Genomic DNA, 18,028 nt, shown 5'->3' with positions numbered 1-18,028 from the left:
CCAGGAGTGCTTTCGTTCGGGAAACGGCGCCCCGAGGCGGCGCGGGCGCCGTTTCCCGAACGACAACGCCCGAGCACCCGCCGTTTCCCGAACGAAAACGGGGGCCGGAGCGGGGCCGGGTGCGCGCCTCGGCGCCGGCGTCGCGGCTCAGAGGTTCCCGGTGGCGATCATCAGCATGCGGCGCACGGGCTCGGCCGCACCCCACAGCAGCTGGTCGCCGACGGTGAACGCCGAGAGGTACTCGGGACCCATGTTGAGCTTGCGCAGCCGGCCGACGGGGATCTGCAGGGTGCCGGTCGCGGCGATCGGGGTCAGGTCGGTGACCGTGACCTCCTTGGTGTTCGGCACCACCTGCACCCACTCGTTGTCCGCGGCGATGATCTGCTCGACCTCGTCCAGCGGCACGTCCCGGGTGAGCTTGAGGGTGAGGGCCTGCGAGTGCGAGCGCATGGCGCCGATCCGCACGCACAGCGAGTCGAACGGGATCCGGTCCGCCCCGGTCAGCCCGAGCACCTTGTTGGTCTCGTCGTAGGCCTTGCGCTCCTCGCGGGAGACGCCGTCGCCCAGGTCGGAGTCGATCCAGGGGATCAGCGAGCCGCCCAGCGGCACGCCGAACTGCGTCGAGTCCAGGCCGCCGCGCTGCAGCTCGATCACCTTGCGGTCGATCTCGAGGATCGCCGACGCCGGATCGGCCAGCTCGGCCCGCACCGCGCCGCCCAGCTCGGCGTACTGGGTGAGCAGCTCGCGCATGTGCCGGGCGCCGCCGCCGGAGGCCGCCTGGTAGGTCATGGCGGTGCCCCACTCGACCAGGCCCGCCTTGAACAGGCCACCCAGGCCCATGAGCATGCAGGACACGGTGCAGTTGCCGCCGATGAAGTCCTTCGTCCCGTTCGCCAGGGCGGCGTCGATCACGCCGCGGTTCACGGGGTCCAGCGCGATCACGGAGGTGTCCGCCATGCGCAGGGTGGAGGCGGCGTCGATCCAGATGCCGTCCCAGCCGGCGGCGCGCAGCTTCGGGTACACGGCCTGCGTGTAGTCCCCGCCCTGCGCGGTGAGGATCACGGGCAGGGCCTTGAGCGCGTCCACGTCGTACGCGTCCTGGAGCACGCCCGGGTCGCCGGCCATGCCCTCGAGCACGGGCGCGGGACCGCCGGCGTTGGACGTGGAGAAGAAGACGGGGTGGACGCGGGCGAAGTCGCCCTCCTCGGCCATGCGCTGCAGGAGGACGGACCCCACCATGCCGCGCCAGCCGACCAGTCCCACGGTGGGCACGGCGGCCGCGTCGGGGGCGTTCACAGATGCGGGGGCAGCGGAAGTCATGCCCTCCAGGCTAGCGGCCCTGCTGCGCACGCTTCCGCCTGTTCCACGCGATGAGACCGCCCACGGCGAACACCTGGGTCAGCACGAGCAGGAACACCAGCCCGGCGATGGTCTTGCCCTGCAGCACGAGGATCAGCCCGAACACGGCGCACACGAACGCCAGCACGGGCAGGGCGACGAGCGCGAGGAACGAGACCGCCTGCGGGGAGAGCAGACGCTGGTCGGAGTCGGTCGGGGCCATGTCAGTCGCGTTCCCATCGTTCGAAGCGGTGGCGCGGGCCGGAGGCGGAGTCCAGCCACGCGTCGGGGGCGGGGTCGACGGCGGTGCGCCGCCAGCGGGCGTCGAGCGGCGGGGCGTGCGTGTCGCCGTCGACGTCGGCGTCGATCACGGTCACCTCGGCGCGCGAGGCCACGTCGAGGGCCTGCTCGTAGAGCGTCGCACCGCCGATCACCCACACGGTGTCACAGCCGTCGGCCTCGGCCGCGGCGGCCAGGGCCGCCCCGAAGTTCGGCACGACGACGGCGCCCGCGGCCCGCAGCTCCGCGCCGGCCTCCTCGGTGGCCGTCAGGGTGCGGGAGACCACGATGTTCGTGCGCCCGGGCAGCGGGCGGAAGCGCGCCGGGAACGACTCCCACGTGCGCCGGCCCATGATCACGGGGTGGCCGTGCGTGTGGGCCCGGAAGTGCGCGAGGTCCTCGGGGACGTGCCACGGCATGGTGCCGTCGCGGCCGATGACGCGCTCGGGGGTCTGGGCCCAGATCATGGCGATCACGGGCTCGGTGGGACGGGTGGCCCGGCTCATGGGGTCGCTGCGCATCCTCGGCTCAGACGGCGATCGGCGCCGTGATGGTGGGGTGGTGACGGTAGTCGAGGACCTCGAAGTCCTCGTAGTCGTAGTCGAAGATCGACGCGGGGGTGCGCCGCAGCCGCAGCCGCGGGTACGGGTACGGCTCGCGGGAGAGCTGCTCGCGCACCTGCTCCTCGTGGTTCGCGTAGATGTGCACGTCCCCGCCGGTCCACACGAACTCGCCGGGAGTCAGCCCGGTCTGCTGGGCGACCATCACCGTGAGCAGCGCGTACGAGGCGATGTTGAACGGCACGCCGAGGAACAGGTCCGCCGAGCGCTGGTAGAGCTGGCATGAGAGCCGCCCGGGGGCGCCGTCCTGACCGGGGGAGACGTAGAACTGGAACAGCGCGTGGCACGGCGGCAGCGCCATCTCGTCCACCTCGGCGGGGTTCCACGCGGTGACGATGTGCCGGCGCGAGTCGGGGTTCGTCCGGATCTGCTCCACGACCTTGGCGATCTGGTCGATGTGGCCCCCGTCCGGGGTGGGCCACGAGCGCCACTGCACGCCGTAGACGGGGCCGAGCTCGCCGTCCTCGTCCGCCCACTCGTTCCAGATCCGCACGCCGCGCTCCTGGAGCCACCGCACGTTCGAGTCCCCGCGCAGGAACCACAGCAGCTCGAGCGCGACCGACTTGAAGTGCACGCGCTTGGTGGTGATCAGCGGGAAGGACTCGGCCAGGTCGAAGCGCAGCTGGCGGCCGAACACGCTGCGCGTGCCCGTGCCGGTCCGGTCCGTCTTGACGGCCCCGTGGGCCATCACGTCGGCGAGGAGGTCCTCGTAGGGGGTGGGGATGCTCACCCGGCCCACTCTAGCGATCCGAGCGGACGCGCTGAGCGTCGTCGACGGCCCGGCGCAGGCGGGCCGCGTCCCAGCCCGCGGCCCGGACGGCAGGGAGGCGGGTGCCGGCAGGGCAGGCCCCCTGCCCCGGTCAGCCGTGGAACACCATGTCCTGGTACTCGGGGTAGCGGCGCAGGTAGTCCTCCACGTAGGAGCACTCGGGCACGATCCGGTCACCCTCCGCGCGCAGCCGGTCCAGGACCATGGTCACGAGGGCGCGGGCAAAGCCGCGGCGGCCGAACTGCTCGTCGATGATGGTGTGCTGCAGGCGCAGGACCACGGTGTCCTCGCCGTCCTCGCCGCGCACGGTCTCCTGGTCGTAGCCGAGGAACCCGATGAACGTCCCGTCCTGGCGCAGCTCGAAGCGCTGTCGGTCCGGGTCCCGGGTCACCGTGAGGCGCTCGTGGACGATCTTCTCAGGCTGGCTCTGGGCGGCGGTGTTCTCCATGACCCGAGCCTAGGGCCGGGGGCGGACCTGCTCAACGGTGGCCCGGTCGTGCGGGCCGAGGCCTGTGCGGGCGGCTCAGTCGTCCCAGGGGTCGTAGACCTCGACGGCCACCACGTCGCCGTCGAGGTCGAGGGCGCGGTGCGCCACGAGCACGGCGCCGGGCCGCAGCCACGGATCCTCGGTCGGCAGGGCCCGCAGCACGCGGTCCGCCTGGCCGGCGGCCGCGTCCTCGATCACCTCGAACAGCGTCGGCAGCACCGGCCGGTGCGTGCACACGACCAGGGGCTGGGAGCGGCCCATGAGCTCGGCCATCACCTTGCGGGTCTTCTTGGGCTTCTCCCGGGCCGTGGTCTCCGTGAAGGCGCCCTTGGTCTTCAGCGGCAGCCGGCTGGACTTCACGAGCGGGGCCAGCGTCTCCACGCAGCGGCGCCACGGGGAGGAGACCAGCCGCTCCGGCTGCCAGGCCCCCACGAGGCCCTCGACGGCGAGCGCCTGCCGCCGGCCCGTCGCCGCCAGCGGACGCTCCTGCTCGGCGCGGGACCACGAGGAGCGGGGCTTGGCCTTGGCGTGGCGCAGCACCAGCAGCGGCACGGTCCGCAGGCGCCCCCGAGAGGCGGCACGCAGCAGCAGGTCGAGCGGTTCGCGATCCGAGTCGTTCGTCAGCAGCCGCCGGGCCTCGTCCGGCCCGACCCAGCGGACCTCGTCCACCTCGTCGCCGTCGGGGAGGGCGCGCTGGCCGTCGACCTCGGCGGCCCAGTACCAGACCTCCTTGCTCTGACGTACGCCCCGCTTGCCGGGCACCTCGTACGCGGTCACGCACAGCGGGATGCCCGGCCGCAGCTCCAGGCCGACCTCCTCGCGCAGCTCGCGCACCGCGCACTCCGGCAGCGTCTCACCCGGATCGAGCTTGCCCTTGGGCCACGACCAGTCGTCGTAGCGGGGCCGGTGGATCACCATCACCTCGAGGCCGCCGGGCACGCGGCGCCACGGCAGCATGCCGGCGGCCAGCACCTCGGCGCGGGGGCCTTCCGAGGCGCGGTCCTCCGTGGACCAGCGGGCGACGCGGTCGGCGTGGGACGAAGGCATGGGGCGGGTTCCTCTCGGGGTGCGGCGGCCGCGACGACTGCTGGGGCAGGGCACGGGGCGTGGCCGACCCCACGGGGGCCGGCCTCACCAGGATACGAGGCCGCCGGGATGTGCCCGGCCGGTCCCCGCCCGAGGGTCTCAGGGGCGGCGGTACTGGGCGTCGGCGGCGAACAGCTCGAAGCCGAGGGACGCGTAGAGCGCGACGGCGGCCGTGTTGTCCGCGTCCACGTACAGGTCCACGACGTCGACTCCCTGCTCCGCCATCCGGTGCAGCCCCGCCAGCGTCAGGGCCCGACCGAGGCCGAGGCCCTGGGCGTCGGGGGAGACGCCCACGGCGTACACCTCCCCGACGCGCGGGCCGTCGGCTCCGGCATCCGGCTCCACCTTCGTCCAGTGGAAGCCGAGCAGCCGCCCGTCCGCCTCGCGGGCGGCGAGCAGGAGGCCGTCGGCGTCGAACCAGTCCTCCGCCATGCGGTCGTCGAGGTCGGCGCGGGTCAGGCTGCCCTGTTCGGGGTGGTCCGCGAAGGCGGCGGCGTTCACGTCCAGCCAGGCCTGCTCGTCCTGGCCGGGGACGAAGCCGCGCAGGGCCACCCCGTCGGCTAGCCGCACCTCCGGCAGGGCCGCGAGCGCCGCGTGCGACAGGCGCATCCGGCGCAGCTCGCGGACGGGCTCGAGGCCGTGCCGCCGGGCGAGCCGGACCGCCCCCGGGAGCATGCCGTGGGCCCAGACGCTCGTGGTCTCCTCCCGCGCCAGGTCCCGGACCGCGGCGGCCGCGGCGTCGGCCAGGACCGTCCCCCGGCCGGTGCGGCGTGCGGTCGGGTCGACGACGAGCTCGAGCACCGCCGCCGCGCCCTCGGGCACGAGCACGGCCGCCCCGTCGATCGCGCCGTCCGGGCCCCGGGTGGCCCCCCACCAGAGCTGCCCGCCGCGGGCGAGCAGCACGCGCGTCTGGTCCGACAGCGGGGGATGACCGTCCGCCGCCCCGGCGCGGTCGGCCAGGTCCAGGACGGCGCTCGCCTCCTCCGGGCGCGGGGTGACGACGCGCGGCGTTTCGTCGGCGTCGGAGGTCGTGGGGGTGGGGTGTTCGGCCATGCCGGCCACCCTACGGAAGGAGGACGGTGGCCCGCGAGGTGCGCCCCGCCGTCGCCCGCCCAGGGCCGAGCCGGTGCGCACCTGGCAGGATGGGGCAGGTGATGCGCTTGTCCATGGCCCTGAGTGCGGCCGTCGCCGCCCTCGTCCTGGGCGGTGCCGCGTTGCTGGGCCCGGTCCCCGCCGCCCTCGCCGCCGCCGTCGTGATCCTGGTCATCGCCTGGGGCTGGCCGCGGCAGATGGGGGCGCCCGCGCGCCTCTCGCTCAGCGTCACCCTGGCCGTCGCCGGGGGCATCGCGGTGCTGCTCATGCTGCTGTGGCCGCCGCTCGAGGACGGCCACAGCGGGGCCTGGACGCTCTTCGAGCCGCTCGCCGTCGTCGTCGCCTGGAGCACCATGGCCTCGTTCGTCGTCCAGCTGGTGCGCGGGACCGGCCGGCCGCTGCGCCTCGAGTCCACCGTCGCCACGATGGGCGGGGCGTTCGTGGCCGTCGTGACAGCGTGCTGGGTGGCCGTCTCACGCTGGAGCGACACCCCCGCGGTCGCCGGGCTGGTCATCACCCTGGCAGTCACGGTGGCCGCGGTCTCCCTCGTCGGCCTCACCCCGTGGATGCAGGGCCGGCCGGGAGTCCTGGCGCTCGTGGTCATCCCCCTCAGCACGGTGCTCGCGTGGCCCGTCTCCGCGCTGGCCGGCGTGGGCGCCCGGGACCGGCCGGCCGTCATGGCCGCGGCGCTCGCGGTGGCCGTGCTGGTGTCCCTGACCGCCGCCACGGCGCCGTCGTCGCGGCCGCGGCCCGAGGACCGGCCGGTGGGCACCACCCTGCGCCCGCGCCGGGCGGGCTACGCCCTCGCGTTGGCGCCCGTGGGAGCGGCCGGCGTCGTGGCGCACGTCATGGTGGGCTTCCTGGCCTGACAGGTCCGACCCGCTCGGTAGGATGTCCCGCATGGATACCCTTCTTGCGCTCGAGATCTTCTTCCTGGCCCTCGTGGTCCTGGCCGGCCTGGGCATGGCCGCCGTCGCCGCGGTCGTCATCAACGGCCTCTTCAAGGGCCAGCGCTGAGGACGCGCGGCCCGCTGGCGGGCCGCGCCGTGATCTGCCATGGCGACTGAACTCCCGTACGACCTCACCCCAGAGCTCGCCCCCCTGTCCTGGCTCATCGGCAGCTGGGAGGGCCAGGGCCGCCTCGGCGACGGCTCCGCCGACACTGAGATCTTCTACCAGCGGGTGGACTTCACCGAGCACGGTCTGCCGTTCGTGGAGTACCGCGCGGAATCATGGCTGTGCGAGGCGGACGGCACGCTGCTGCGTCCGCTGACCGTGGAGTCCGGCTTCTGGCAGGTGGACCGGGAGCGGCGCGACGGCGACGTCGGCCCCGGCATGCGCCCGGCGGACATCGTCCCCGCGTTCCGCTCCGCCGAGGACGTCGAGGGGCTGCGCGCCGGCGACCAGGGCTTCGGCCTGACCGCCACCATCACGCATCCGGGCTCGCTGGCCGAGCTGTACTACGGCCGCATCAAGGGCCCGCAGCTGCAGTTGGCCACGGACGCGATCCTGCGCGGCTCCGCCGCCGGGCCGTACCACCGGGCCACACGCATGGCCGGTCTCGTGAACGGGCAGCTGTTCTGGCGCTGGGACGTCGCGGACGCCGCGGGTGCCGAGCTCCAGGCGCACGCCTCCGCCATCCTGGACCGCATGCCGAGCGCGGCCGAGGGTCGGCTCGCCCCGGGGGCCGAGCGTCCTCGCGGCGCCGGCGGGCGGAAGCACGGGGAGCAGTCGTGACGGCCTCCCGCAGCCCGCTGCTGGACCTGGCCGTGGCCGAGCCGCAGGGGCCGGCCGGCGGCGCCGTCGAGGGCCGCGGCCCGGACGGCGGCGTCGCCGCGCACTACGGTCGTCCCCTGCCCGAGCAGCGCGCCCTCGCCCGGGGCCGCGCCCTGGTCGACCTCTCCCACCGCGCCGTGCTCTCCGTGTCCGGCCCGGACCGGCTGAGCTGGCTGCACACGCTCGGCACGCAGCACGTCGAGACGCTGCCCCCCGGCACGAGCACCGAGATCCTCTTCCTCGACGTGCAGGGGCGGATCGAGCACGCCGCCCACCTCCTCGAGGACGGCGCCGCGGCCTGGCTCGTCACGGACCGCGAGGACGGCCCGGGCCTGGCCGCGTGGCTCACCTCGATGCGCTTCTCCCACGACGTCACGCTGCGGGACCACACCGCTGCGGTCGCCGTCGTGGGTGCCACCGCGCCCGTGCCCGGCTGGGAGGACCGCACCGTGTGGCTGGACCCGTGGCCCCGCGTCGGGGCGGGCGGCTGGGCCTACACGGCCGATCCGGATCCCGAGGCCCACCCGGGGGCGGACTGGGCCTGGCGCGAGTACCTCGTCACCCGGGCCGACCTCGAGGCCACCGTCCGCGCACTCGGCACGGGCGCGCTCGCGGGCTGGTCCCTGGCGGGCACGACGGCGGCCGAGGCGCTGCGCATCGAGGCCGGCCGCCCCCGCCGGGCCCTCGACGTGGACGATCGCGCGATCCCGCACGAGCTGGACCTGCTGCGCACCGCCGTGCACCTCGACAAGGGCTGCTACCGCGGTCAGGAGACCGTGGCGCGCGTGCACAACCTGGGCCGCCCGCCCCGCCGCCTCACCCGCCTGCTCCTGGACGGCTCCGTCCACACGCTCCCCGAGCACGGTGCCCCCGTGATCCTCCGGCCGGCCGAGGACACGCCCGAGGCCCGCGCCGCCGCCCGTCCGGTGGGGACGGTCACCGCCGCAGCCCAGCACCATGAGGCGGGCGCCGTCGCCCTGGCGCTGCTCAAGCGCACCGTGCCCGTGGACGCCGAGCTGCTGGCCCGCGAGGACGCTCCCGGCGAGGACGGTGTCGCCGAGGGCGGCTGGATCGCCGCGAGCCAGGAGCCGCTCGTGTCCCCGGACGCCGGGCAGGTCCTCGGCCGACCGCGTGGCGTGGGCCGCCTGCGCTGACCGACCCGCCCGCTCACTCCAGCGCGAGCACGGTCCGCGTGCCCGCCGCCTCCAGCCCGACGGCGATCGCCACGTGGTGCGCGGCCGTGTGGCCCGCCGGCACCTCGGCGAACGGCAGCAGCCCCTCCAGCGCCGCCCGGTCCATCGCCACGGCCACCGCGTAGCGGCCGAGCCCACGACCGCGCAGTGACGGTGGGGTGAGGGTGCCCAGCGAGGCCAGCACGCCGCCCGTCACGTGATACCCCGCCGCCGCCACCGGGGCCTCGATCGCCCGTCCCGCGCCGTCGTCGGGAACGAGCGCGGCCAAGGACTCCCAGGAGAGGACACCCGCCTCGGCCACGTCGTCCGCGGGGGCCCGCGCGGCCACGGCGTGGACGTGGGCGGGGTCGTGGGACACGGCGACGGTGCGCGAGGGGTCGACCGGCGGCGGTTCCTCGGCCGCGTAGAGCGTGAACTCGCCGCGCGAGCGCACGGCCTCCCCGGTGGCCGCCCGCACCGCCGTCCGCAGCAGGGCCGACTCCACGCCCAGCGCCTCGGCGGGCACGCCGCGGCAGGCACGCGTGAACCACGCCGGCCCCGCCACGACGGTGGCCCAGGGCAGGGCCAGCACCTCTGCCGCGGCCACGCCCTGCCGGGCCACCTCGAGGCGGCGCGGCTCGGCGCCCGCCGTGGGGGCGTCGTCGGGTAGGAGCGCGGTGTCGGGCAGGCCGAGCCGACGCGCCAGCCCGAGGGCCAGCACGCCGACGGCGGGGTGGTCAGGTCTCATCGGCCGAACAGGATCTTCGCCTCCTCGTAGCGGGAGACCGGCACCTTCTTGAGGCCCTTGAGGGCGGCGCTCATGGGGATGGAGATGATCTCCGTGCCGTTGGCCGCCACCATCTGTCCCCAGCGGCGCTGGGCGACGAGGTCGACGGCGCCCATGCCGAAGCGCGTGGAGAGCACGCGGTCCGTGGCGGTGGGGGCGCCGCCGCGCTGGATGTGGCCCAGGATGGTGCTGCGCGTCTCGATGCCCGTCATCTCCTCGATCTCGCGGGTCACCCACTCGCCGATGCCGCCCAGACGCGGCCGGCCGGACGCTTCGACGCCGGCCTCGGCCAGCGGGTCGTCGTGGCCCTCGGGGATGAAGCCCTCCGCCACCACGACCAGCGGGGAGCGACCGCGGTCGTGGACCTGCTGCACCCATTCGGCGACCTGGGACATGGGGGTGCGGACCTCGGGGATGAGGATCGCGTGGGCGCCGGCGGCCATGCCCGAGTGCAGGGCGATCCAGCCGACGTGGCGGCCCATGACCTCGGCGACCATGCACCGGTGGTGGGACTCACCCGTGGTGCGCAGCCGGTCCATGGCGTCCGTGGCGATCTGCACGGCCGTGTCGAAGCCGAACGTGTAGTCGGTGCCCTGCAGGTCGTTGTCGATCGTCTTGGGCACGCCCACGATCGGCAGCCCGTCCGCGGCCAGGCGGTTCGCGCCGGCCAGGGTGCCCTCGCCGCCGATGGCGATGACGGCGTCAATGTCCAGCTCGCGCAGGTTGCGGAGCATGTTCTCCGGGCCGCCGCCCTCCGCGTCGTAGGGGTGCGTGCGCGAGGTGCCGAGGATGGTGCCGCCGGTGCGGGCCAGGCCGCGCACGCGGGAGCGGGGCAGGTCCTCGACGTCCTTCTCGATCAGGCCGGACCATCCGTTGCGGATGCCCACCATCTCCATGTCGTACGACTTGATGCCGTGCAGGACGGCGGAGCGGATGACGGCGTTCAGGCCGGGGCAGTCGCCTCCGGAGGTGAGCATTCCGACGCGCATGGGGTCCTCTCGGGCGTTCTCGTGGGGGTCGGCACTACCCTAGGCGTGCCCGCCGCGTCGCGTCAGGGGACGGGCGACGGGCGGCGGGTCAGCCGAGGGCCACGAGGACGGCGACCTGGAGGGCCGTCGCACCCACGAGGATGCCGCTCGCCGGGCCGAGGGTGCCGGGACGACGGCCGCTGAGCAGAGTGCCCAGCATGACGGGGGCGATCACCGCGAGCGCGGCCACGAGCATCGGCACGGCCAGCAGCGTGGGGGTCGGACCGACGCCGAGCAGCAGGCTGATCCCGAGGGCGGCGAGCGCGGCGAGGACGGCCCCGACGTAGGTGGCGGCCTGCGCGATCGGCCCGAGGCGCGGCTTCGCGGCCGTGGCTGCGGACCCCGAGCCGGTCGGGGCGGTGGCCGCCCGCGGGGCCTCGTCGGCCAGACGCGCCGCGGCCCGCCGCTCGCGAGAGTGGACGGGCTCGCGCCACGCGCCGGTCGCGGGGTCGATCCATTCGGGGCGGAAGCCGTGCGGGTCGGCGACCTCGGCTGCCCGCTCGCCCGGGCCTCCGCCGACGTACCAGGCCGGGCGCGGCACGGCGTGGGTGGGCTGGTCGGCGTCGGGGGCCCGGCCCGGGGCCACGCGGGCCTGCGCCCGGCCGTCCCAACGGGTCACGAGCCACCAGACGAGCACGGCCAGCGCGCCCAGGCCCACGAGGGAGCCGGGGCCGCCCACGGCTGGGGCGATGAGGGTGAACCCGGCGCCGAGCAGCAGGTTGAGGGCGCCGATCGCCCCGATCACGCCGATGGCCACGGTGGCGTCCTGCCACTCCCCGCGGCGCAGGCGGCCGAACTGCACGCGTCCGTCGGCGTCGGGGAGGACGGCCCAGGCGGCCGCGTAGGCCAGCAGGCCCAGGCCCGCGGAGACCATGCATACGGCGACGAACACGCCGCGGGCGAGCAGCGGGTCGATGCGGTAGCGCTCGGCCACGCCGCCGAGCACCCCGCCGACCCACGAGGCCGGCGAGCGGCGCACGCCCCAGCCCAGGACGGCGCGGCGCAACCAGCCCGGCAGGGCGTCCAGTCCGTCGGGGCCGGTCTCGCCCGCAGTGGCTCCGTCGGGGGCGACGTGGGGGCCGGGGCCGGTGAACGGGTCGTGTGTGCTCGTCATGTCTCCATCCTCGTCCGCCCGCGGCCCCCGCCCATCCGGGAACTCCCGGAATCCTCCCCGGATGTGTCACCCCGTCCGACGCGGCAGGATGGGGGCATGCCCACCCCGTCCGCGCCCGCGCAGGCCCCACGTCCGCCGTTGATGCGGCACGGGGCCGACCGCCCGGTGTCCGGCGTCGCCGCGGGGCTCGCCCGGCATCTCGGGGTGCCCGTCGGCCGTGTCCGCGCGGCCCTGGCGCTGCTGAGCCTGATGGGCGGCGCGGGCCTGGCCCTGTACGTGTGGCTCTGGCTGCTCATGCCGGAGGAGGGCCCGGACGGCGCTCCCGCCGCCGACGCCCCCACCCTGCGTGGTCGCGCCCCCGAGGTGCTCGAGCGGGTGCGCGAGGGCGGCTGGCCGGTCCTGCTGGCCGCCGTGGTGCTCGGCGTGGGCGTGCTGACCGTCGCGGACGGCCTCGGCCTCGCCGTCGACTGGGCGCTCGTGGGCCCGGTGGCCGTCCTCGTGATCGGCCTCGGCCTGGCCTGGATGCAGCTCGACCTGGCGGGCGGGCCCCGGGCCGGGCGGAGCGGACGACTGGTCCGCCTCGTGCTCGGCACGGCCCTCGTGCTGCTGGCGGTGCTGGCCATCGTCCTGGGCGCCGTGAGCTCGGGCGAGCTGTGGCGGGCCCTGCTGGCCGCCGTCGCGATGCTCGCCGGCGCGGCGCTGGTGGCCATGCCCTACGTCCTGGCCTGGCTGCGCCGACGCGACGCGGAGCGGACCGCGTTCGCGGTGCAGGTCCAGCGCGCCGAGATCGCGGCGCACCTGCACGACTCGGTGCTGCAGTCCCTCGCCCTCATCCAGCGGCGCGCCCATGACGCAGACGCGGTGGCCCGGGTGGCCCGCGCCCAGGAGCGTGAGCTGCGTCAGTTCCTCGCCCTGGACTCCCGTGGCGGCCCGCGCTCCCTGGCGGAGGCGCTCGAAGAGCACGCCGCCGCCGTCGAGGACGCACACGGGTCCCGGGTGGAGGTCGTGGCCGTGGGCCGGGCCGCCGGGGCGTGGCTCGAGCCGCTCGCGGCCGCGGCACGCGAGGCCATGCAGAACGCGGCCCGGCACGCCGGCGACGCGCAGGTCTTCGCGGAGGCCGGTGAGGACGACCATGGCCGCACCGTCGCGGAGGTGTTCGTCCGGGACCGTGGCCCCGGCTTCGACCTGCACACGGTCCCGGCCGACCGGCTCGGCGTGCGGGAGTCGATCCTCGGCCGCATGGAGCGTGCCGGCGGGGCCGCCCGCATCCGGTCCGGCCCGGGCGGCACCGAGGTCCACCTGACGCTGACCGAGCCCGAGGGAGCGCGAGCGCGCGCCGGACAGGAGCACCCATGACCGACCCCGCCCCGCGCACGGCCGTCATCGTGGACGACCACGCGATCTTCCGCTCCGGCCTGCGCGCCGACCTGGACCCGGACCGACTGGCCATCGTCGGCGAGGCCGGGGACGTGGACGAGGCCGTCCGCACCGTGCTGGACCTGGTGCCGGATGTGGTGCTGCTGGACGTGCACCTGCCCGGCGGGGCCGGCGGCGGGGGAGCGGAGGTGGCCGAACGCGTCCTCGCGCGCCGACCCGCGCAGCGGTTCCTGGCACTGTCCGTCTCGGACGCGGCCGAGGACGTCGTCGCCGTGATCCGTGCGGGGGCCCGCGGCTACATCACCAAGACGGCCTCCGGCGTGGAGGTGGCGGACGCGGCGGTCCGCGTGGCCGACGGCGATGCCGTGTTCTCGCCCCGACTGGCCGGGTTCGTCCTCGACGCCTTCCGCGGCACGGCGCCCGCGTCCCCGCCCGTCCCCGCCGCGGCGACGAGCGGGGCTGCGGCCCCCGACGAGGACCTCGACCGGCTCTCGGCACGGGAGCGGGAGGTCATGCGGCTGATCGCCCGCGGCTACACCTACCGGGAGGCCGGGGCGGAGCTGTTCATCTCGGACCGCACGGTCGAGACCCATGTGTCCTCCGTGCTGCGCAAGCTCCAGCTCTCCAACCGCCACGAGCTGACCCGCTGGGCCGCGCGCCGCGGATACGCCTGAGCCCCGCGGCACGCGGCGTCGCGGGGCTCAGGGGTGGGGTGTGCGGCTCAGGCGCTGAGCAGGGCGCGGATGCGCTCGACGCCCTCGGCGAGGTCCGCATCGCCCAGCGCGTAGGACAGTCGCAGATAGCCGGACGGGCCGAACGCCTCGCCCGGGACCACGGCGACCTCCGCCTCGTCGAGGATGAAGGCGGCCAGCTCGGCCGACGTCGCGGGGGTGACGCCGCCGCGGTAGGTCTTCGCGAGCGCCTCCCGCACGTCCACGTACGCGTAGAACGCACCCTGCGGGGTGGGACAGTGGAAGCCCGGCACGGCGTCCATGGCTTCGACCATGGCCCGGCGCCGGCGGTCGAACGCCGTCTTCATCTCCGCCACGGCGTCCAACGGGCCGGCGATGGCGGCCAGCGCGGCCCGCTGCGACACGTTGGCCACGTTCGAGGTGGCGTGGGACTGCAGGTTCGTGGCGGCCTTGACCACGTCCAGCGGACCGGCCATCCAGCCGACGCGCCAGCCCGTCATCGCGTAGGTCTTGGCGACGCCGTTGAGGATCACGGACTGCTCCGCCAGCTCGGGCACGGCGCGGACGATCGAGGTGAACGGCATGCCGTCGTAGGTCAGGTGCTCGTAGATCTCGTCGGTGACCACCCACAGCCCCCGCTCCCGTGCCCACTGGCCGATCGCCGCCGTCTCCTCGGGGGAGTACACGGCGCCGGTGGGGTTGGAGGGGGAGACGAACAGGAGCACCTTGGTGCGGTCCGTGACGGACTCGTCGAGCTGGTCCACGGTGACCTTGTAGCCCTGCTCGGGGCCGGCGAACACCTCCACCGGCACGCCGCCGGCCAGGCGGATCGCCTCGGGGTAGGTGGTCCAGTAGGGGGCGGGGACGAGCACCTCGTCCTGCGGGTCCAGCAGCGCGGCGAAGGCGTTGTACACGGCCTGCTTCCCGCCGTTGGTCACCAGCACCTGGGCGGCCTCGAGGGATACGCCGGAGTCGCGCAGCGTCTTGTCCGCGATCGCCTCGCGCAGCTCGGGCAGGCCGGAGGCGGGGGAGTAGCGGTGGTTCTTCGGGTCCCGGGCCGCGGCGACGGCGGCCTCCACGATGTAGTCCGGGGTGGGGAAGTCGGGCTCGCCGGCGCCGAAGCCGATCACCGGGCGCCCGGCGGCCTTGAGCTCCTTGGCGCGGGCGTCGACGGCGAGGGTGGCGGAGGGCGCGATGGCGGACAGACGGGCGGAGACGCGGCGGGCGGGCGCGGCCATGGGGACCTTCTTCGAGCTCGACGGGGAGGGCGGGGCGGAGCGGGGCTCCGTCCTGCCAGGGTACTGACTGCCCGGGACCCGTTCGACTCCCGCCGCCCGATGGCGTATCCTGGGTCTCCGGTACCGCGTTCACGGTCGATCCCGCGAGGGTTCGGCCGGCTCCGTCGGTCCGAAGGGTAGTGGCGCAATTGGTAGCGCAGCGGTCTCCAAAACCGCAGGTTGCAGGTTCGAGTCCTGTCTGCCCTGCTCGATGCCGGGCCTCGTGCTCGGCATCGGACGTGTAGAAAGCGATTCGGCGATCCGACGAGTGAGGCCACGTGACTGAGATGGCGGCGAACGGCGGGGGACCCACCCCCACGCCGAGCAGGCAGCGTCGCGGGCTGTTCGCGCGGATCGCGCTGTTCCTGCGCCAGGTGGTGGACGAGCTCCGCAAGGTCGTCACCCCCACGAGCGAGGAGCTGCTGCGTACGACCGGAGTGGTGCTCGCCTTCGTGGCGTTCATGATCCTGCTGGTCATGGGGCTGGACTGGGTGTTCGGCACCGTGGCGGGTCTCCTGTTCGGCGCCGGCGGCCTCTGAGCCCGGCGCGGACGGTCCCGACATCGCAGGACGCGTCCCCCCGCACGCCCGTGAGGGCCCTCCCCGACGGCAGGGCCCGCCGTCCGTCAGCAGAAAGCAGGAACCGTGTCCGAGCAGGAACTGGATCGTCAGCCCGCCGAGGAGTCCGTCCCGATGTCGGAGGACGCCGTGGCCGAGGAGACCGCCGAGACCGCGCAGGACGCCGGGACGCCCGTCGAGGACGCCCTGGACGAGGCCGCCGGCAGCGGTGACGAGACCGCCGAGGCCACCGTGCAGGAGGCCGACCTGGCCGTCGCCGAGGGCGAGGACGCGCCGACCCCCGTCGAGGAGCAGGCCGACGACGAGCCCGCCGTGGACCCCGCCGAGGAGCTGCGCACCCGCCTGCGCCGCCAGCCCGGCGACTGGTACGTCGTCCACACCTACGCCGGCTACGAGAAGCGCGTGAAGACGAACCTCGAGGCCCGCATCCTGACCCAGGACATGGAGGACTCGATCTACGAGATCGAGGTCCCCATGGAGGAGGTCGTGGAGATCAAGAACACCACGCGCAAGATCGTCTCGCGCGTGCGCATCCCGGGCTACGTGCTCGTCCGCATGGACCTCGACGACGCCTCGTGGGGCGTCGTGCGGCACACCCCGGGCGTCACGGGCTTCGTGGGCAACGACGCCCACCACCCGCAGCCGCTCAGCCTGGACGAGGTGTACGACATGCTCGCCCCGTCCGTGATCCAGGAGGCCGCCCGCGCCGCCGAGAAGGCCGGCCTGGCCGTCCCCGCCTTGGTCGAGTCCGGTGCGCCCGCCGCCCCTGCGATCCACGTGGACTTCGAGGTCGGCGAGTCGGTCACCGTCAACGACGGCCCGTTCGAGACCCTCCCGGCCACGATCTCCGAGATCAAGCCGGAAGCCCAGCAGCTCGTGGTGCTCGTCTCGATCTTCGAGCGCGAGACCCCCGTGACGCTGTCCTTCAACCAGGTGACCAAGGCCATCTGAGGACACCCGACGCTTCCGCACCGGGCCGGCCGCCTGCCGGCCCGGACGCGGCACCGGCCGCCGCGCCACGGCGGCCACCGCCCCCGGTGCGCTCCTGCGCCGAGGGTCCCCCAGTGAGAGAAGGATCCACTCATGGCTCCCAAGAAGAAGGTCACCGGTCTGATCAAGCTTCAGATCCAGGCCGGCGCCGCCAACCCGGCCCCGCCCATTGGCCCCGCCCTGGGCCAGCACGGCGTGAACATCATGGAGTTCTGCAAGGCGTACAACGCCGCCACCGAGTCGCAGCGCGGCAACGTGGTCCCGGTCGAGATCACCGTGTACGAGGACCGCTCGTTCACCTTCGTGACCAAGACTCCGCCGGCCGCCGAGCTCATCAAGAAGGCCGCCGGCGTCGCCAAGGGCTCCGCCACCCCGCACACGGCCAAGGTCGGCACGCTGACCCAGGCCCAGTGCGAGGAGATCGCCCAGACCAAGATGGAGGACCTGAACGCCAACGACGTGCAGGCCGCCGCCAAGATCATCGCGGGCACCGCCCGCTCGATGGGCATCACCGTCGAGGGCTGACGCCCACCCCCACCCCCTTCCAGTGGCAGGGCCGAGCGCGGCCCGCAGACCACGACTGCACAAGGAGAAGAACGCAGATGGCACAGCGCAGCAAGGCATACAAGGCGGCCAAGGCCGCGATCGGCGAGGATCTGTACTCGCCGGTGGAGGCGATCCGCCTCGCCAAGGAGACCAACCCCTCCAAGATCGACGCCACCGTGGAGGTGGCCCTCCGCCTCTCGGTCGACCCCCGCAAGGCCGACCAGATGGTCCGCGGCTCCGTGAGCCTGCCCCACGGCACCGGCAAGACCGCCCGCGTCGTCGTGTTCGCCACCGGTGACCGCGCCGAGGCCGCCCGCGCCGCCGGCGCGGACGTCGTGGGTGACGACGACCTGATCGCCCGGATCTCCGAGGGCTGGGTGGACTTCGACGCCGCCGTGGCCTCCCCGGAGCTCATGGGCAAGGTCGGTCGTCTGGGCAAGGTGCTCGGCCCCCGCAACCTGATGCCGAACCCCAAGACCGGCACCGTGACCCCGGACGTGGCCAAGGCCGTGGCCGACATCAAGGGCGGCAAGATCGACTTCCGCGTCGACAAGCACTCCAACCTGCACTTCATCATCGGCAAGACCTCCTTCGAGGCCAAGGCCCTGGTGGAGAACTACGCCGCAGCCCTCGAGGAGGTCCTGCGTCTGAAGCCGTCTTCCTCCAAGGGCCGCTACATCTCCAAGGCCACCGTGGCCACCACCTTCGGCCCGGGCGTGCCCATGGACCCGAACGTGACCTCGGTGGACTCCTCGGAGCTCTGAGCCACGCGGCCCCGGCGACCGGGGCCCACGACGTCGGCCGGTCGTCCCCGCAGCGGGGACGACCGGCCGACGTCGTCCCGGGTCGATTTTGCGGGCCCGCCCCGGACGTGTACGCTGGTGCGTACCGAAGACCGCCGGTCGTGGTGCCCTGCCTCCGGGCAGACTCCACCGAAGGATCTCCCTGACGGAGACGGCCCGCGCAGGTGAACGTGAGCCACGCTCGCATCCGCTCGTCGACCCTTCGGGTCCGACCGCG

The 18,028-nt window shown here is 74.6% G+C and carries 20 protein-coding genes and 1 tRNA gene; 10 read left to right on the top strand and 11 right to left on the bottom strand.

The window, feature by feature from the left end:
- Positions 1–147: 147 nt before the first annotated feature.
- The 7 genes from asd to mshD all read right to left on the bottom strand — a co-directional run bounded on the left by asd (position 148) and on the right by mshD (position 5,632).
- Entirely contained in the window at positions 148–1,320 is a 1,173-nt protein-coding gene (gene asd, locus ACFI33_RS07395; protein ID WP_052001111.1) for an aspartate-semialdehyde dehydrogenase, read from the bottom strand.
- A gap of 10 nt (positions 1,321–1,330) precedes the next feature.
- Complete coding sequence (locus tag ACFI33_RS07390; protein ID WP_036337885.1) at positions 1,331–1,561, bottom strand: NF038396 family protein; 231 nt, start codon at positions 1,559–1,561, stop codon at positions 1,331–1,333.
- 1 nt (position 1,562) lies between these two features.
- Positions 1,563–2,123 (bottom strand): dihydrofolate reductase, encoded by a 561-nt coding sequence (locus tag ACFI33_RS07385; protein ID WP_036337888.1) that lies wholly within the window; start codon positions 2,121–2,123, stop codon positions 1,563–1,565.
- Positions 2,124–2,145: 22 nt separating this feature from the next.
- A complete protein-coding gene (locus ACFI33_RS07380) occupies positions 2,146–2,976 on the bottom strand; it encodes a thymidylate synthase (RefSeq protein ID WP_002854751.1) in 831 nt (276 codons plus the stop codon).
- A 121-nt stretch (positions 2,977–3,097) separates the two neighbouring features.
- Entirely contained in the window at positions 3,098–3,454 is a 357-nt protein-coding gene (locus tag ACFI33_RS07375; RefSeq protein WP_002854752.1) for a GNAT family N-acetyltransferase, read from the bottom strand.
- Positions 3,455–3,529: 75 nt separating this feature from the next.
- Entirely contained in the window at positions 3,530–4,540 is a 1,011-nt protein-coding gene (locus ACFI33_RS07370) for an NUDIX hydrolase (RefSeq protein WP_036381499.1), read from the bottom strand.
- Between the two features lie 138 nt (positions 4,541–4,678).
- Positions 4,679–5,632 (bottom strand): mycothiol synthase, encoded by a 954-nt coding sequence (gene mshD, locus ACFI33_RS07365; RefSeq protein WP_036381502.1) that lies wholly within the window; start codon positions 5,630–5,632, stop codon positions 4,679–4,681.
- Positions 5,633–5,733: 101 nt separating this feature from the next.
- Here mshD and ACFI33_RS07360 point away from each other — a divergent pair, with 101 nt between their 5' ends.
- The 3 genes from ACFI33_RS07360 to ygfZ all read left to right on the top strand — a co-directional run bounded on the left by ACFI33_RS07360 (position 5,734) and on the right by ygfZ (position 8,601).
- Positions 5,734–6,540: a hypothetical protein gene (locus tag ACFI33_RS07360; protein WP_233263201.1), complete on the top strand. Its 807-nt coding sequence runs from the start codon at positions 5,734–5,736 to the stop codon at positions 6,538–6,540.
- Positions 6,541–6,727: 187 nt separating this feature from the next.
- Positions 6,728–7,408: a nitrobindin family protein gene (locus ACFI33_RS07355; RefSeq protein ID WP_036317725.1), complete on the top strand. Its 681-nt coding sequence runs from the start codon at positions 6,728–6,730 to the stop codon at positions 7,406–7,408.
- The gene (ygfZ, locus tag ACFI33_RS07350; RefSeq protein ID WP_036381508.1) at positions 7,405–8,601 is read left to right on the top strand and encodes a CAF17-like 4Fe-4S cluster assembly/insertion protein YgfZ; all 1,197 of its coding nucleotides are present in this window, start codon (positions 7,405–7,407) and stop codon (positions 8,599–8,601) included. The genes ACFI33_RS07355 and ygfZ overlap by 4 nt, the downstream gene beginning before the upstream one ends.
- A gap of 13 nt (positions 8,602–8,614) precedes the next feature.
- Here the strand turns inward: ygfZ and ACFI33_RS07345 are convergent, their stop codons facing one another.
- The 3 genes from ACFI33_RS07345 to ACFI33_RS07335 all read right to left on the bottom strand — a co-directional run bounded on the left by ACFI33_RS07345 (position 8,615) and on the right by ACFI33_RS07335 (position 11,548).
- Positions 8,615–9,367 carry a GNAT family N-acetyltransferase gene (locus ACFI33_RS07345; protein WP_036381511.1) on the bottom strand — a complete coding sequence of 251 codons (753 nt, stop codon included), beginning with the start codon at positions 9,365–9,367 and terminating at the stop codon, positions 8,615–8,617.
- Positions 9,364–10,395: a 6-phosphofructokinase gene (locus ACFI33_RS07340; protein ID WP_036381514.1), complete on the bottom strand. Its 1,032-nt coding sequence runs from the start codon at positions 10,393–10,395 to the stop codon at positions 9,364–9,366. Before ACFI33_RS07340 ends, ACFI33_RS07345 begins: the two co-directional genes overlap by 4 nt.
- A gap of 88 nt (positions 10,396–10,483) precedes the next feature.
- Positions 10,484–11,548 carry a PspC domain-containing protein gene (locus ACFI33_RS07335; protein ID WP_036381516.1) on the bottom strand — a complete coding sequence of 355 codons (1,065 nt, stop codon included), beginning with the start codon at positions 11,546–11,548 and terminating at the stop codon, positions 10,484–10,486.
- Between the two features lie 96 nt (positions 11,549–11,644).
- On the opposite strand from ACFI33_RS07335, the gene ACFI33_RS07330 reads away from it, so the two are divergent.
- The gene (locus ACFI33_RS07330; RefSeq protein WP_036381519.1) at positions 11,645–12,904 is read left to right on the top strand and encodes an ATP-binding protein; all 1,260 of its coding nucleotides are present in this window, start codon (positions 11,645–11,647) and stop codon (positions 12,902–12,904) included.
- Positions 12,901–13,599, top strand: coding sequence for a LuxR C-terminal-related transcriptional regulator (locus tag ACFI33_RS07325; RefSeq protein ID WP_095353621.1), 699 nt, complete (start codon positions 12,901–12,903; stop codon positions 13,597–13,599). Before ACFI33_RS07330 ends, ACFI33_RS07325 begins: the two co-directional genes overlap by 4 nt.
- Before the next feature lie 47 nt (positions 13,600–13,646).
- Here the strand turns inward: ACFI33_RS07325 and ACFI33_RS07320 are convergent, their stop codons facing one another.
- Positions 13,647–14,855, bottom strand: coding sequence for a pyridoxal phosphate-dependent aminotransferase (locus tag ACFI33_RS07320; RefSeq protein WP_078025933.1), 1,209 nt, complete (start codon positions 14,853–14,855; stop codon positions 13,647–13,649).
- A gap of 173 nt (positions 14,856–15,028) precedes the next feature.
- Here ACFI33_RS07320 and ACFI33_RS07315 point away from each other — a divergent pair.
- The 5 genes from ACFI33_RS07315 (at position 15,029) to rplA (ending at position 17,772) form a co-directional block, all read left to right on the top strand.
- Positions 15,029–15,101: transfer RNA gene (locus ACFI33_RS07315), tRNA-Trp, on the top strand.
- Positions 15,102–15,181: 80 nt separating this feature from the next.
- Positions 15,182–15,433: a preprotein translocase subunit SecE gene (gene secE, locus ACFI33_RS07310; protein WP_002854774.1), complete on the top strand. Its 252-nt coding sequence runs from the start codon at positions 15,182–15,184 to the stop codon at positions 15,431–15,433.
- A 105-nt stretch (positions 15,434–15,538) separates the two neighbouring features.
- Positions 15,539–16,423: a transcription termination/antitermination protein NusG gene (nusG, locus tag ACFI33_RS07305; protein WP_036337921.1), complete on the top strand. Its 885-nt coding sequence runs from the start codon at positions 15,539–15,541 to the stop codon at positions 16,421–16,423.
- Positions 16,424–16,555: 132 nt separating this feature from the next.
- Positions 16,556–16,987 carry a 50S ribosomal protein L11 gene (gene rplK / locus ACFI33_RS07300; RefSeq protein WP_010080374.1) on the top strand — a complete coding sequence of 144 codons (432 nt, stop codon included), beginning with the start codon at positions 16,556–16,558 and terminating at the stop codon, positions 16,985–16,987.
- A gap of 77 nt (positions 16,988–17,064) precedes the next feature.
- Complete coding sequence (rplA, locus tag ACFI33_RS07295; RefSeq protein WP_036337924.1) at positions 17,065–17,772, top strand: 50S ribosomal protein L1; 708 nt, start codon at positions 17,065–17,067, stop codon at positions 17,770–17,772.
- Positions 17,773–18,028: the final 256 nt, after the last annotated feature.

It is taken from the genome of Micrococcus sp. PSi08, assembly GCF_054960655.1.
Note: the sequence above shows the minus strand (reverse complement) of the source record. Positions and strands in the feature narration are given on the sequence as shown.

Excerpts from the sequence above, each read along its gene's own strand:
- asd (WP_052001111.1), bottom strand. The coding sequence starts at position 1,320 with ATGACTTCCGCTGCCCCCGCATCTGTGAACGCCCCCGACGCGGCCGCC.
- ACFI33_RS07390 (WP_036337885.1), bottom strand. The coding sequence starts at position 1,561 with ATGGCCCCGACCGACTCCGACCAGCGTCTGCTCTCCCCGCAGGCGGTC.
- ACFI33_RS07385 (WP_036337888.1), bottom strand. The coding sequence starts at position 2,123 with ATGAGCCGGGCCACCCGTCCCACCGAGCCCGTGATCGCCATGATCTGG.
- ACFI33_RS07375 (WP_002854752.1), bottom strand. The coding sequence starts at position 3,454 with ATGGAGAACACCGCCGCCCAGAGCCAGCCTGAGAAGATCGTCCACGAG.
- ACFI33_RS07370 (WP_036381499.1), bottom strand. The coding sequence starts at position 4,540 with ATGCCTTCGTCCCACGCCGACCGCGTCGCCCGCTGGTCCACGGAGGAC.
- mshD (WP_036381502.1), bottom strand. The coding sequence starts at position 5,632 with ATGGCCGAACACCCCACCCCCACGACCTCCGACGCCGACGAAACGCCG.
- ACFI33_RS07360 (WP_233263201.1), top strand. The coding sequence starts at position 5,734 with ATGCGCTTGTCCATGGCCCTGAGTGCGGCCGTCGCCGCCCTCGTCCTG.
- ACFI33_RS07355 (WP_036317725.1), top strand. The coding sequence starts at position 6,728 with ATGGCGACTGAACTCCCGTACGACCTCACCCCAGAGCTCGCCCCCCTG.
- ACFI33_RS07345 (WP_036381511.1), bottom strand. The coding sequence starts at position 9,367 with ATGAGACCTGACCACCCCGCCGTCGGCGTGCTGGCCCTCGGGCTGGCG.
- ACFI33_RS07340 (WP_036381514.1), bottom strand. The coding sequence starts at position 10,395 with ATGCGCGTCGGAATGCTCACCTCCGGAGGCGACTGCCCCGGCCTGAAC.
- ACFI33_RS07335 (WP_036381516.1), bottom strand. The coding sequence starts at position 11,548 with ATGACGAGCACACACGACCCGTTCACCGGCCCCGGCCCCCACGTCGCC.
- ACFI33_RS07330 (WP_036381519.1), top strand. The coding sequence starts at position 11,645 with ATGCCCACCCCGTCCGCGCCCGCGCAGGCCCCACGTCCGCCGTTGATG.
- ACFI33_RS07325 (WP_095353621.1), top strand. The coding sequence starts at position 12,901 with ATGACCGACCCCGCCCCGCGCACGGCCGTCATCGTGGACGACCACGCG.
- ACFI33_RS07320 (WP_078025933.1), bottom strand. The coding sequence starts at position 14,855 with ATGGCCGCGCCCGCCCGCCGCGTCTCCGCCCGTCTGTCCGCCATCGCG.
- secE (WP_002854774.1), top strand. The coding sequence starts at position 15,182 with ATGGCGGCGAACGGCGGGGGACCCACCCCCACGCCGAGCAGGCAGCGT.
- rplK (WP_010080374.1), top strand. The coding sequence starts at position 16,556 with ATGGCTCCCAAGAAGAAGGTCACCGGTCTGATCAAGCTTCAGATCCAG.
- rplA (WP_036337924.1), top strand. The coding sequence starts at position 17,065 with ATGGCACAGCGCAGCAAGGCATACAAGGCGGCCAAGGCCGCGATCGGC.